The following is a 12572-nucleotide window of genomic DNA, read 5'->3' on the forward strand; positions in this document are numbered from 1 at the left end:
GCGGCGCCTCGGCCACCGCGCCCGGCGCACCCGTCTCCTCCTGCACCACCGGGTGCAGCGGCAGGTCGGCCGCGACCCGGAACCCGCCCGCGGACGGACGCGCGTCGAACGACCCGCCGATCAGCTCGACCCGTTCCTCCAAGCCGATGAGCCCGCGGCGGGTGCCGCCGCCCCTCGGTTCGCTGCTCGGGCCGTTGACCACCTCGACGCGCACCCGTTCGGCCACCTGCACCGAGACGCGCGTTCGTGCGGACGGCGCGTGTTTGTGGACGTTCGTGAGTGCTTCACGCACGACCCGATGCACTGCCCTCCGCAGCCTTGCGTCCGCATCGGACAGATCGTCGCCCGACCAGTCCAGAACGACGGACACCCCCGCGGCAGCAGACGCGGCCACGAGCCGTTCGACGTCCGTGCGCGTGCCGGCGTCCTCGTCGGCGTCGGCCGACGTGCCGAGCACGCCGAGGATCTCCCGCAGCTCCTCCATCGCGACGGCGGACGTCTTGCGGATCAGCTCGACCTGTTCGCGCAGCTCGGGGGCCTGCTCGGCGGCGGACCGCTCCAGCGTGCCGGCGTGGGTGGTCAACTGGCGGAGGCGGTGGCTGAGCATGTCGTGCATCTCGCTGGCGATGTGGGCCCGCGTCGCCGACCTCGCGGTGCTCGCGGTCAGCACACGCGTGTGTTCGAGGTAGTCGTTGCGTTCCATCAAGACCTGCGTCAACGGCTTGCGCCGCCCGATGAGACCACCGGCGACAGCGGGGAAGACCAGCAGGAACACGACGGTGAACGCCGTGCCGAGCAGGTACTCGGCCAGGCCGTCGCCCGCGCGCCACGAGTACAGCGCGCCGAACGCCGCCTGCAGCACCGCGGTCACGCCGATCAACGCCCACAGCCTGCCCTGGGACCGGACGGACCGGGCCGCGCGGAAGATCGCCAGCGACGTCGGGGCGAGCGCGAGCAGGTTGTTGACCGCGTTGAGGGGAGCGGTGAGCACGATCGCCCACCCCGGCCGGCGCGCGCTGAGCGGCACCAGCGCGGCGGCCCACACCGCCGAGGCCACGACCAGCCACCACTGACCCGGTCTGCCCAGCGGCGCGACCAGCGTCACGAGCGCCAGCAGGAAGGCGGTCGCCATCCACGACCAGTCGCGCACCTTCACGTTCACGCTGATCATCATGGTCGACCCCGGTCGCGGGGCCCAGCGCCAGGTGGCTCGACGAGGTGGACAGGTGGCCACAGTCGGTTGAGTGAGTTTGCATGACCGTGCATAATCATGCGTATGACAGTGAGGATCGCGGTCGCGGGCGCCAGCGGGTACGCGGGTGGCGAGCTGCTCCGCCTGCTACTGGGACATCCGGACGTCGAGATCGGCGCGCTGACGGCGAACAGCAGCGCCGGTGACCTGCTGCTCAAGCACCAGCCGCACCTCCTGCCGCTCGCGGACCGCCGCCTACAAGACACCACAGCCGAGACCCTCGCAGGGCACGACGTGGTCTTCCTCGCACTTCCGCACGGCCACTCCGCCGCCATCGCCGAGGAGCTCGGCGACAGCGCGGTCGTGATCGACTGCGGCGCCGACCACCGCCTGACCAGCGCCGACGACTGGACGCGGTGGTACGGCGGCGAGCACGCGGGCTCGTGGCCCTACGGCCTCCCTGAGCTCCCCGGCCAGCGGGACCGGCTCGTCGGCGCGCGCCGCGTCGCCGTCCCCGGCTGCTACCCGACGGTGTCGTCGCTCGCGCTCGCCCCGGCCGTCGGCCTGATCGAGCACGAGGTGGTCGTCGTCGCCGTGTCCGGCACGTCGGGCGCGGGCAAGTCGCTCAAGCCGAACCTGCTCGGGTCCGAGGTCATGGGCTCGGCCAGCGCGTACGGCGTCGGGGGTGCGCACCGGCACACGCCGGAGATCACCCAGAACCTGAGCGCCGTGGCCGGCCGCCGGATCGGCGTCAGCTTCACGCCGGTGCTCGCGCCGATGTCCCGGGGCATCCTCGCCACCTGCACGGCGACGCTCAAAGAAGGCGCAAACGTTCGCGAGGCCTACGAGAAGGCGTACGCGGACGAGCCGTTCGTGCACCTGCTGCCCGAGGGTTTCTGGCCGACGACGAACGCCGTGCTGGGGTCGAACGCCGTCCAGCTGCAAGTCGCCGTCGACTCCGACCTGAATCGGCTCGTGGTCGTGGCCGCCGTCGACAACCTGGCCAAGGGCACCGCGGGTGCCGCCGTCCAGTGCATGAACCTCGCTCTCGGCCTGCCGGAAACGTCCGGCCTCTCGACCGTTGGAGTAGCTCCGTGAACCGCAGCAAGGGCGTCACCGGACCGAAGGGCTTCCGGGCCGCCGGGATCGCCGCCGGGATCAAGGAATCCGGCGCGCCGGACCTCACGCTCGTCGTCAACGACGGGCCGTCCGACGCCGCCGCCGGCGTCTTCACCACGAACAAGGTGAAGGCCGCGCCGGTGCTGTGGTCGCAGCAGGTGATCCAGTCGCGACGGCTCACCGCGGTCGTGCTCAACTCCGGCGGCGCCAACGCGTGCACCGGCCCCGAGGGCTTCCAGGACACGCACGCCACCGCCGAGAAGGTCGCCGAGGTGCTCGGCACCGGCGCCGTCGACGTCGCGGTCTGCTCCACCGGCCTGATCGGCGAGCGCCTGCCGATGGACAAGGTCCTGGCCGGCGTCGAGAACGTCGCGAAGGAGCTGGACTCGTCGGTCGAGGCCGGTCTGAACGCCGCCACCGGCGTGATGACCACGGACAGCCGCCCGAAGCAGTCGTGGAAGGCCTCCGAGCAGGGCTGGTCGGTCGGCGGGTTCGTGAAGGGCGCGGGCATGCTCGCGCCGAACATGGCCACGATGCTGTCGGTCATCACGACCGACGCCAGGATCTCCGGCGACGACCTGGACCGGGCGCTGCGCCTGGCCACCTCGCGCACGTTCGACCGCCTCGACGTCGACGGCGGCACGTCCACCAACGACACCGTGCTCGTGCTGGCCTCGGGTGCCTCCGGCTTCGAGCCGTCGTTCGACGACTTCGCCGCGTTGCTGACCGAGGTCGCGGGCGACCTGGTCAAGCAGCTCCAGGGCGACGCCGAGGGCGTCACGAAGGAGATCAGCATCACGGTCAGGCAGGCCGCCACCGAGGCCGAGGCCGTCCACATCGGACGGACGGTCGCCGAGGACAACCTCGTGAAGACCGCGTTGTTCGGCAGCGACCCGAACTGGGGCCGCATCGCGATGGCACTGGGCCGCGCGGACGCCGAGATCGACCCGGACGTCCTCCAGATCCTGATCAACGGCGTGTCGCTGTACCGCGGCGGGACCCGCGACCGCGACCGATCGGAAGCCGACCTCTCCGGCCGCGAGATCGAGATCGTCATCGACCTCAACGTCGGCGACGCCGAGGCCACCGTGCTCACCACGGACCTGTCCCACGACTACGTCGAAGAGAACAGCGCGTACTCCTCATGAACGCACAAGAGAAAGCGGCGGTCCTCGTCGAGGCGCTGCCGTGGCTGGAACGCTTCCGCGGCGCGCTCGTGGTCGTCAAGTACGGCGGCAACGCCATGGTCGACGACGAGCTGAAAAAGGCGTTCGCCGAGGACATGGTGTTCCTGCGGCTGTGCGGACTGCGCCCGGTCGTCGTGCACGGCGGCGGCCCGCAGATCAAGTCGATGCTGGACCGGCTGGGCATCCACAGCGAGTTCCGCGGCGGTCTGCGCGTCACGACGCCCGAGGCCATGGACGTCGTGCGGATGGTCCTGGTCGGCCAGGTCGGGCGCGAGCTCGTCGGCCTGATCAACCAGCACGGCCCGTACGCCGTCGGCATCTCCGGCGAGGACGCGCACCTGTTCACCGCCACCCGCCGCGGCGCGGTCGTCGACGGCGAGGAGGTCGACATCGGCCTCGTCGGCGACATCACCGAGGTCAACCCGGACGCGGTGCTCGACATCGTGCGCGCGGGCCGCATCCCGGTCGTGTCGTCGGTCGCGCCGGACGTCCACGGCGTGCCGCACAACGTCAACGCGGACACGGCGGCCGGCGCTCTCGCGGTCGCTCTCGGCGCGGAGAAGCTCGTCGTGCTCACGGACGTCGAGGGCCTCTACTCGAACTGGCCCGACAGGTCGTCGCTGGTGGACCGGATCCACGCCGCCGAGCTGGAGAAGATCCTGCCGGACCTGGAAAGCGGCATGGTGCCGAAGATGGAGGCCTGCCTGCGCGCGGTGCGCGGCGGCGTCCCGCAGGCGCACGTGATCGACGGCCGGCTGGCGCACAGCGTCCTGCTCGAAGTCTTCACCACTGAAGGTGTCGGAACGATGGTCTTGGGGGACAAGTGACCACGCGGTGGCAACAGTCCATGATGGACAACTACGGCACACCTCCGCTGCAGCTCGAACGCGGTGAGGGAGCGCACGTCTGGGACGCCGACGGCAACCGGTACGTCGACCTGCTGACCGGTCTCGCGGTCAACGCCCTCGGCCACGCGCACCCGGCGGTCGTCGAGGCGGTCTCGACGCAGATCGCGAAGCTCGGCCACACCGGCAACCTGTACGTCAACGAGCCCGCGCTCAAGCTCGCCGAACGCCTGCTGGACATCGCGGGCGAGCCCGGCAAGGTCTTCTTCTGCAACTCCGGCGCCGAGGCCAACGAGGCGGCGCTGAAGATGTCGCGCCTCACCGGCCGCACCAAGGTCGTCTCCACGATCGGCGGCTTCCACGGCCGCACTATGGGCGCGCTGACGCTGACCGGCCAGGAGCCCAAGCGCGCGCCGTTCGAACCGCTCGTGCCCGGCGTCTCGCACATCCCGTTCGGCGACGTCGCGGCGCTGGAGGCGGCGATCGACGACGACACGGCGGCGTTCATCGTCGAGCCCATCCAGGGTGAGCAGGGCGTCGTCGTTCCTCCCGCCGGCTACCTCCAGGAGGCCCGCCGGATCACCGCCGAGCACGGCGCGCTGTTCATCCTCGACGAGGTGCAGACCGGCATCGGGCGCCTCGGCACGTGGTTCGCGTTCCAGCAGGCCGGGATCGTGCCCGACGTGCTGACCCTCGCCAAGGGCATCGGCGGCGGTCTGCCGCTGGGCGCGACCATCGGCTTCGGCGCGGCGGCGGAGCTGTTCAAGCCCGGTCACCACGGCACGACCTACGGCGGCAACCCGGTGTGCTGCGCCGCCGGTCTCGCGGTGCTGGACACGATCGCCTCGGAAGGCCTGCTGGAGCACGCCTCGTCCGTGGGCAAGGAGATCGCCGCGGGCGTGGAGGCGCTGCACCACCCCGCCATCTCCGGAGTGCGGGGAGCCGGCCTGCTGCTCGGCATCACGCTGCGCGAGGCGGTCTCGGCGAAGGCCGCGGCGGCCGCGCAGAAGGCCGGCTACCTGATCAACCCGATCCAGCCCGACGTGCTGCGGCTCGCCCCGCCGCTCGTGCTGGAGGAGTCCGACGCGCAGGCCTTCGTCGCCGCGCTCCCCACCTTCTTCGAGGAGCAGGCATGAGCCCCCGGCATTTCCTCCGCGACGACGACCTCTCCACCGAGGAGCAGGCGGCCGTCCTGGACCTCGCCGACGCCTACAAGGCCGACCGGTTCACCGCGAAGCCGCTGGCGGGACCCAAGTCCGTCGCCGTGATCTTCGAGAAGAACTCGACGCGCACCCGCCTGTCGTTCGAGGTCGGCATCGCGCAGCTCGGCGGCAACCCGGTGATCATCGACGGCCGGTCGATGCAGCTGGGCCGCGAGGAGACCATCGAGGACACCTCGCGGATCCTGTCCGGCTACGTCGACGCCGTGGTGTGGCGGACGTTCGCGCAGGCCCGCATCAACGCGATGGCGTCGGTCTCGCGGATCCCGGTCGTCAACGCGCTGACCGACGAGTTCCACCCGTGCCAGGTGCTCGCCGACCTGCAGACCATCCGCCGCCGCCACGGCAAGCTCGCCGGACTGACGCTCACGTACCTGGGCGACGGCGCCAACAACATGGCGCACTCGCTGCTGCTCGGCGGCGCCACGGCCGGCATGCACGTCCGCATCGGCGCGCCCGCCGGGTTCGTGCCGAACCCGCAGTTCCTGGAGGACGCGAAGAAGCGCGCCGCCGAGACCGGCGGTTCGGTGGCGTTGATCAGCGACCCGCGCGAGTCGGTCGACGGCTCGGACGTGCTCGTCACCGACACCTGGACGTCGATGGGGCAGGAGAACGACGGCAAGGACCGCGTCGGCCCGTTCCGCCCGTACCAGGTCAACGCGGATCTCCTCGCCGCGACGGGGAAGCCGGACTCGACGGTGCTGCACTGCCTGCCCGCCCACCGCGGCTGGGAGATCACCGACGACGTGCTCGACGGTCCGCAGTCGCTCGTGTGGCAGGAGGCCGAGAACCGCCTGCACGCGCAGAAGGCGCTCCTCGTGTGGTTGCTGGAGCAGTCGTCATGACCCGCACCGCGCGTCAGGGCCGCATCGTCGAGATGGTCAGCCAGCTCGTCATCCGCAGCCAGTCCGAGCTCGCGAAGCTCCTCGCCGCGGAGGGCATCGAGGTCACCCAGGCCACGTTGTCGCGCGACCTGGACGAGCTCGGCGCGGTCAAGCTGCGCGGTCCCGACGGCGGAGCGCCGATCTACGTCATCCCCGAGGACGGCAGCCCGGTGCGCGGTGTCCAGGGCGGCACGACGCGGCTCGCGCGGGTGCTCGGCGAGCTGCTCGTCTCGACGGACTCGTCGGCCAACCTCGCCGTCCTGCGCACTCCGCCCGGTGCGGCGCAGTTCCTGGCCTCGGCGCTGGACCGGGCGGCGTTGCACGAGGTCGTCGGCACGATCGCGGGTGACGACACGATCCTCGTCGTGGCCCGCGAGCCGATGACCGGCGCCGAGCTGGCCGAGCGGATCGCCGCGCTGGCCACGGGTTCCGGCGATGAATGACCCCGTGCACGCCGTCCTGACGTTCGACGCGGGCGTGGTGGTGGCGGTGGACGGCGAGACCGTCTCCCTCGCCGAGGCCGTCCGCGAGCTCAACTTCCGCGCGGGCGTGGTCCGCTCCAGCCTGGGATCGGTCGCGGTCCGGGTCGCGCGGATGGCACTGCCGTCGGGGTCCGGCGAGGTCGACGTCGCGCTGTACGAGGGGCGCGTCGTCGGGCTTATCGCCCGTTCGGAAGAATCGCTCTACGACTTCGCTAGCTGAAAGTTGCGTCTGATGAGTTCTTTGTGGGGTGGCCGGTTCGAGTCGGGACCGGCCGAGGCGATGGCGCGGTTGTCGCTGTCGACGCACTTCGACTGGCGGCTGGCGCCGTACGACATCGCCGGTTCGCGCGCGCACGCCCGTGTGCTGCACGCGGCGGGCCTGCTGACGGACGACGAGCTCGCCGGCATGCAGAAGGCGCTCGACGAGCTGCTCGCCGACGTCGAGTCCGGTGCCTTCACCCCGGTGCTGGAGGACGAGGACGTCCACACCGCCCTGGAACGCGGCCTGATCGACCGCGCGGGAACCGAGCTGGGCGGCAAGCTGCGCGCGGGCCGTTCCCGCAACGACCAGGTGGCGACGCTGTTCCGCATGTGGCTGCGCGACGCGGCCCGCCGGGTCGCCGCCGGAGTGCTCGACGTGGTCGACGCGCTGGCCGCGCAGTCCGAGACGCATTTCGGCGCCGTGATGCCGGGGCGCACGCACCTGCAGTCCGCACAGCCCGTGCTGCTGTCGCACCACCTCCTCGCGCACGCGCACGCGTTGCTGCGCGACGTCGACCGCCTGCACGACTGGGACAAGCGCGCCGCGTTCTCCCCGTACGGCTCGGGCGCGCTCGCGGGGTCGTCGCTCGGTCTCGACCCGGCGAAGGTGGCCGCCGACCTGGGCTTCTACGCGCCGGTCGAGAACTCCATCGACGGCACCGCCTCCCGCGACTTCGCCGCCGAGATCGCGTTCGTGCTGGCCATGATCAGCGTGAACCTCTCGCGCGTCGCGGAGGAGGTCATCATCTGGACCACGGCCGAGTTCCGCTTCGCGGTGCTCGACGACGCGTGGTCCACCGGCAGCTCGATCATGCCGCAGAAGAAGAACCCGGACGTCGCGGAGCTCGCGCGCGGCAAGTCGGGCCGCCTGATCGGCAACCTGGCGGGGCTCCTCGCCACGTTGAAGGCCCAGCCGCTCGCGTACAACCGCGACCTGCAGGAGGACAAGGAGCCGCTGTTCGACGGCGTCGAGCAGCTGGAGCTCCTGCTGCCCGCGTTCGCCGGCATGGTGGCGACGCTGAAGTTCGACGTCGATCGCATGGCCTCGCTGGCCCCGGCCGGCTTCACCCTGGCCACGGACATCGCGGAATGGCTGGTGCGCCAGGGCGTTCCGTTCCGCGTGGCGCACGAGGCGGCCGGTGCGTGCGTGCGCGCGGCGGAGACCCGTGGCGTCGGCCTGGAGGACCTGACCGACGAGGAGTTCGCCGCGATCTCGCCGTCGCTGACCCCGGAGGTGCGGTCCGTGCTGACGGTCGAGGGTTCGATCGCCTCGCGCAACGCCCACGGTGGCACGGCGCCCGACCGCGTCCGCGAACAGCTCGACGCCCTCGTCGCGAAGGCCGCTTCCGCGCGTGAGTTCTAGGCTGCTGACCGAGGAGGAGCTGGCCATCGACCCGGTCGATGCGTCCCGGCTCCTCCTCGGCTCGTTCCTGGAGGCGGGCGACGTGCGGGTGCGCATCGTCGAGGTGGAGGCCTACCGCGGCGGCGACGACCCGGCGTCGCACTGCTACCGCGGCAAGACCCCGCGCAACGAGGTGATGTTCGGCCCCGCCGGCCACCTGTACGTCTACTTCGTCTACGGCATGCACTTCTGCGCCAACGTCGTGTCGCTGGTCGACGGCGTCCCCGGTGCCGTGCTGCTGCGCGCGGGCGAAGTCGTCTCCGGCGAGGACGTGGCGTTCTCCCGCCGGCCGGCCTCGCGTTCCGCCGCCGAACTGGCCAAGGGACCCGCGCGGCTGTGCAAGGTCCTCGGCCTGGACCGGTCGCAGAACGGCGTCGACCTGACCTCCCCGGACTCGCCCGTGCGGCTGTACGCGGGGGAGCCGGTCACGGAGGTGTTCTCGGGACCGCGCGTCGGCGTCGCCGTGGCGATGGACGTGCCGTGGCGGTTCTGGATCGACTCCCCGGCCGTGTCGACGTACAAGCGCGGCGGGAAGCGACGCACCCGGTCAGCGTGAGAGCTTGTCCAGCGCGGCCTTGAACTCCCGCTCCAGCGCCGGGTCCACCTCGAACACCAGCGGCACGGTCATGGTGATCTGCTCGCCGGCCGTGAGCCGTTCGACCAGCGTGTCCGCCACCTCGCGCAGGTCGTGGGCGACCCCGTGCATCGCCCGTAGCTGCTGGTCGGCGAACTGCGCCTGAATGCGCGCCGCGGTGCGTGCGTGGTCATCGGCGTAACTGGTGCCGTGGATGTCACGGGCCCACTCGAGGATCTCGTCGAACGTCCGCACGAACAGCTCACCGAGGTGCACGATCCGGTCCGGGTCGCCCGGCGCGCCCGGCCTGCCGAACGCGGCCTCCTGCGTGTCCGCCGTGAACACCGTGTCGACGGCGACCTTGATGATCTCGCCCAGCAGCACGTTGCGGTCCCGGATCAACGCGATCCCGTTGCTGTGCTCGACGGCCCCGTTGCGCGGCGCGTACCGCAGGAAGTGCTCCCGGTACTTCCGCTCCAGCTCGGCAAGTCCTTGCGCCACAACGGTGACGTAGAGCAGGTACTCCCAGCCGCGCGGCTTCTCCCGCGCCAGCGCGGCCACCGACTGCGGCGTGATCGGAGTGGTGGCCGTGAACGACGCACGGTGCTGGGCGAGCTTCTGCACCACGGCTCGTGCGATGACATCGGTGCTGTGCACACGCACGTCCAGATAGCCGACGGTGGACAGCAGGCCTGGCACGTCCGTGTCGTCAATGCGGATCGGCAGCAGGACCTCGGCCTGCTGGTCCAACGCGCGCGCCTGCGACACACGGTGCTGCAGGCGCGCCCACCGCTCGTCGACGTAGTGCCGGGAGACGAACGGGAGCACGTACCGGACGCGGTGGCCGAACGTCTCCGAGGTGTGTTCGACGAGGTCCAGGCCCCACCGTTCGACGAGCTGGTCCTCGTCGTAGTACACCGAGACACCCAGGTCCTTCAGGCGGTGGACCACCTGGAGGACCTGGGCGCGGTCTTCGACGGCGAACGAGGGGGCGACGTCGAACTCGTACTCGGCCACCCCGCCATTCTCACGGCCGGACAGTCCTGCGGTACCAGGCGCGCCGGTAACCGGAGGGCAGTGCGATACGCGTGATCAGGTTGGTGAGCAACGCACCGATGACCAGCCACAGGATGGCGGCCAGACCCTCGTTGAGAAGCGTTGCCACGGACGCGTTGTCCGGAGTGAAGAGACCGTCCAGGCCGAGCGTGATGCCGTCCGCCCACCCCGCCACGAACTGGAAGAACCCGTTGCCGGCGTTCGCGCCGGCGATCACCAGGAAGATGTGCACCAACAGCACGATGGCGAACACCCAGCACACGACGTCGATGATCGCGCAGACGGTCCGCACCGTCCGCACCTTGCGGTAGTCGGCGTCACGTTCGACGACCTCTTCGACCACCGGCTCGTTCACCCGCGGCATGTGCGGCTCGTTCACGCGCGGCATGCGTTCAGTGGGCCGCCGTAACTCCGCATCACGTGGATCCGTCATGCCCACGTGCGTACCCGTACGCGTACCAGGTCGAAACCTGTTGGACCAGGTAGGCGACAATGAGTGCCGTGAGCGAGCACATCCTTGACGAACTGTCCTGGCGCGGCCTGATCGCGACGTCCACCGACCTCGACGCACTCCGGAAGGACCTGGACGCCGGCCCGCTCACCCTCTATTGCGGTTTCGACCCGACGGCGCCGTCGCTGCACGCCGGCAACCTGGTCCCGCTGCTGATGCTCAAGCGCTTCCAGATGGCGGGCCACCGGCCGATCGTGCTGGCGGGCGGGGCGACGGGCATGATCGGCGACCCGCGCGACACCGGAGAGCGCACGCTGAACTCGCTCGACATGGTCGCCGAGTGGGCGGTGCGCATCCGCGGCCAGCTGGAGCGGTTCGTCGAGTTCGACGACTCGCCCACCGGCGCCGTCGTCGAGAACAACCTCAACTGGACCGGCCAGGTCACGGCGCTAGAGTTCCTGCGCGACGTCGGCAAGCACTTCTCGATCAACGTCATGCTGTCGCGCGAGACGGTGAAGCGCCGCCTCGAGACCGACGGCATGTCGTACACCGAGTTCAGCTACCTGCTGCTGCAGTCCAACGACTACCTGGAGCTGCACCGCAAGTACGGCACCGCGCTCCAGGTCGGCGGCTCCGACCAGTGGGGCAACATTGTCGGCGGCGTGGACCTGATCCGCCGCGTCGAGGGCAAGCACGTGCACGCCCTGACCGCGCCGCTGGTGACCGACGCCGAGGGGCGCAAGTTCGGGAAGTCCACCGGTGGCGGCAACGTGTGGCTCGACCCGGAGATGACCTCGCCGTACGCCTGGTACCAGTACTTCGTGAACGCCGGCGACGCCGACGTGCTGCGCTACCTCCGCCTGTTCACGTTCCTCACCCGCGAGGAGCTCGAGGAGCTGGAGAAGGAGACCGCGGAGAAGCCGCACCTGCGCACCGCGCAGAAGCGCCTCGCGCAGGAGTTCACGGACCTGGTGCACGGCGAGCAGGCGACGCAGCAGGTGATCCTCGCGTCGGGCGCGCTGTTCGGCCGCGGCGAGCTCCGCGACCTCGACCTCCGGACGCTGGTGAACGCGCTGGCCGAGGCACCGTCCGGTGAGGTGCGGCTGGCCGACTCGCCGACGGTCCTCGACCTGCTCGTCGCGTGCGGTCTGGCCGAGAGCCGGGGTGCCGCGCGGCGCACGGTCAAGGAAGGCGGTGCCTACGTGAACAACGTGAAGGTGACCGACGAGGAGTGGGTGCCGTCGAAGGACGACCTGCTCCACGGCGAGTGGCTGGTGCTCCGGCGGGGCAAGCGCAACAACGCCGGCGTGCACGTCCGCGTCTGACCTGCGGTTCCCGAGTGTGCAAGGCCGTCGGCCCCTTTGTGGGCCGGCGGCCTTTGATCTTTCTAAGCGTGACGGCGGTCACAGTGTGCCGGGATCTGGGCTGCGATAGCGTGTTCCTGGGTCCTGTACGGGGCTGCTGACCTGCGGTTTCTTTGCCGCAGGACGCTGGGGCGCCCCCGATTTGACCCTGCGTTGGCGTGCGTGTAACTTTCTCCATGTCAGCGCGGAACGGGCCGGGAACGCCGGAACGGAGCGCGACGAGGGTCACGAACCAAGCTTCCACTAAGTGTGGTAGAGTGGGTGACCGAGAAACGATGAAGACCCAGCCGGTAGCTCGTCTGAGCTCAGAGGCCAAGGGCGTCGGAAGTTTCAAATAACAAGCTTATGTACGACACAGCCTCGGATCGAGTCGCCGTGTGGCGGATCGTGATGATGAGCGCGTGTTCTTTGAGAACTCAACAGCGTGCCGAAACACAGCCAGTAATATGAATACTCCTCGTCAGGAGTATTCCTTTGAGTAGTTTTACCAGATTGCCAGACATATTCCGTCTGGAGCGATCACAACGATCCTTAT

Annotated in this window: 13 protein-coding genes; 10 read left to right on the forward strand and 3 right to left on the reverse strand. The window is 70.2% G+C overall.

Annotated elements, in window-relative coordinates:
- Positions 1 to 1162 (reverse strand): sensor histidine kinase (locus VF330_RS07880; RefSeq protein WP_330850843.1); only part of this gene is annotated, 1162 nt, incomplete at its 3' end.
- A gap of 114 nt (positions 1163 to 1276) precedes the next feature.
- Between VF330_RS07880 and argC the strand changes: the two genes are divergently transcribed.
- Genes argC through VF330_RS07925 form a run of 9 tightly spaced genes read left to right on the forward strand, consistent with a single transcriptional unit; the run spans position 1277 to position 9148 of the window.
- On the forward strand, positions 1277 to 2290 hold the full coding sequence (gene argC / locus VF330_RS07885) for an N-acetyl-gamma-glutamyl-phosphate reductase (RefSeq protein ID WP_330850844.1): 1014 nt from the start codon (positions 1277 to 1279) through the stop codon (positions 2288 to 2290).
- Entirely contained in the window at positions 2287 to 3459 is a 1173-nt protein-coding gene (gene argJ / locus VF330_RS07890; protein ID WP_330850845.1) for a bifunctional glutamate N-acetyltransferase/amino-acid acetyltransferase ArgJ, read from the forward strand. Before argC ends, argJ begins: the two co-directional genes overlap by 4 nt.
- Complete coding sequence (argB, locus tag VF330_RS07895; RefSeq protein WP_330850846.1) at positions 3456 to 4325, forward strand: acetylglutamate kinase; 870 nt, start codon at positions 3456 to 3458, stop codon at positions 4323 to 4325. The genes argJ and argB overlap by 4 nt, the downstream gene beginning before the upstream one ends.
- 20 nt (positions 4326 to 4345) lie before the next feature.
- A complete protein-coding gene (locus tag VF330_RS07900) occupies positions 4346 to 5479 on the forward strand; it encodes an acetylornithine transaminase (RefSeq protein WP_330850854.1) in 1134 nt (377 codons plus the stop codon).
- Positions 5476 to 6408: an ornithine carbamoyltransferase gene (gene argF / locus VF330_RS07905; RefSeq protein WP_330850847.1), complete on the forward strand. Its 933-nt coding sequence runs from the start codon at positions 5476 to 5478 to the stop codon at positions 6406 to 6408. The genes VF330_RS07900 and argF overlap by 4 nt, the downstream gene beginning before the upstream one ends.
- On the forward strand, positions 6405 to 6890 hold the full coding sequence (locus tag VF330_RS07910) for an arginine repressor (RefSeq protein WP_236222492.1): 486 nt from the start codon (positions 6405 to 6407) through the stop codon (positions 6888 to 6890). Before argF ends, VF330_RS07910 begins: the two co-directional genes overlap by 4 nt.
- Positions 6883 to 7149, forward strand: coding sequence for an argininosuccinate synthase (locus VF330_RS07915; RefSeq protein ID WP_330850848.1), 267 nt, complete (start codon positions 6883 to 6885; stop codon positions 7147 to 7149). Before VF330_RS07910 ends, VF330_RS07915 begins: the two co-directional genes overlap by 8 nt.
- A 12-nt stretch (positions 7150 to 7161) precedes the next feature.
- The gene (gene argH, locus VF330_RS07920; protein WP_330850849.1) at positions 7162 to 8553 is read left to right on the forward strand and encodes an argininosuccinate lyase; all 1392 of its coding nucleotides are present in this window, start codon (positions 7162 to 7164) and stop codon (positions 8551 to 8553) included.
- Positions 8543 to 9148, forward strand: a complete 606-nt coding sequence (locus tag VF330_RS07925) for a DNA-3-methyladenine glycosylase (RefSeq protein WP_330850850.1) — start codon at positions 8543 to 8545, stop codon at positions 9146 to 9148. The genes argH and VF330_RS07925 overlap by 11 nt, the downstream gene beginning before the upstream one ends.
- On the opposite strand, the gene VF330_RS07930 is transcribed toward VF330_RS07925, so the two are convergent.
- Positions 9140 to 10183: a TIR domain-containing protein gene (locus VF330_RS07930; protein WP_330850851.1), complete on the reverse strand. Its 1044-nt coding sequence runs from the start codon at positions 10181 to 10183 to the stop codon at positions 9140 to 9142. The genes VF330_RS07925 and VF330_RS07930 overlap by 9 nt on opposite strands.
- Positions 10184 to 10193: 10 nt before the next feature.
- Positions 10194 to 10610, reverse strand: a complete 417-nt coding sequence (locus VF330_RS07935) for a hypothetical protein (RefSeq protein ID WP_330850852.1) — start codon at positions 10608 to 10610, stop codon at positions 10194 to 10196.
- A gap of 113 nt (positions 10611 to 10723) precedes the next feature.
- Between VF330_RS07935 and tyrS the strand changes: the two genes are divergently transcribed.
- Positions 10724 to 11998, forward strand: a complete 1275-nt coding sequence (gene tyrS / locus VF330_RS07940) for a tyrosine--tRNA ligase (RefSeq protein ID WP_330850853.1) — start codon at positions 10724 to 10726, stop codon at positions 11996 to 11998.
- The last annotated feature ends 574 nt before the right edge of the window (positions 11999 to 12572 follow it).

It is taken from the genome of Lentzea sp., from assembly GCF_036380075.1.
GTDB lineage: Bacteria > Actinomycetota > Actinomycetes > Mycobacteriales > Pseudonocardiaceae > Lentzea.

What these genes read in the sequence shown, in the direction of transcription:
- argC (WP_330850844.1), top strand. Translation starts at nt 1,277, where the DNA reads ATGACAGTGAGGATCGCGGTCGCGGGCGCCAGCGGGTACGCGGGTGGC.
- VF330_RS07935 (WP_330850852.1), bottom strand. Translation starts at nt 10,610, where the DNA reads ATGCCGCGCGTGAACGAGCCGCACATGCCGCGGGTGAACGAGCCGGTG.
- VF330_RS07900 (WP_330850854.1), top strand. Translation starts at nt 4,346, where the DNA reads ATGATGGACAACTACGGCACACCTCCGCTGCAGCTCGAACGCGGTGAG.
- argH (WP_330850849.1), top strand. Translation starts at nt 7,162, where the DNA reads ATGAGTTCTTTGTGGGGTGGCCGGTTCGAGTCGGGACCGGCCGAGGCG.
- VF330_RS07910 (WP_236222492.1), top strand. Translation starts at nt 6,405, where the DNA reads ATGACCCGCACCGCGCGTCAGGGCCGCATCGTCGAGATGGTCAGCCAG.
- argF (WP_330850847.1), top strand. Translation starts at nt 5,476, where the DNA reads ATGAGCCCCCGGCATTTCCTCCGCGACGACGACCTCTCCACCGAGGAG.
- VF330_RS07915 (WP_330850848.1), top strand. Translation starts at nt 6,883, where the DNA reads ATGAATGACCCCGTGCACGCCGTCCTGACGTTCGACGCGGGCGTGGTG.
- argB (WP_330850846.1), top strand. Translation starts at nt 3,456, where the DNA reads ATGAACGCACAAGAGAAAGCGGCGGTCCTCGTCGAGGCGCTGCCGTGG.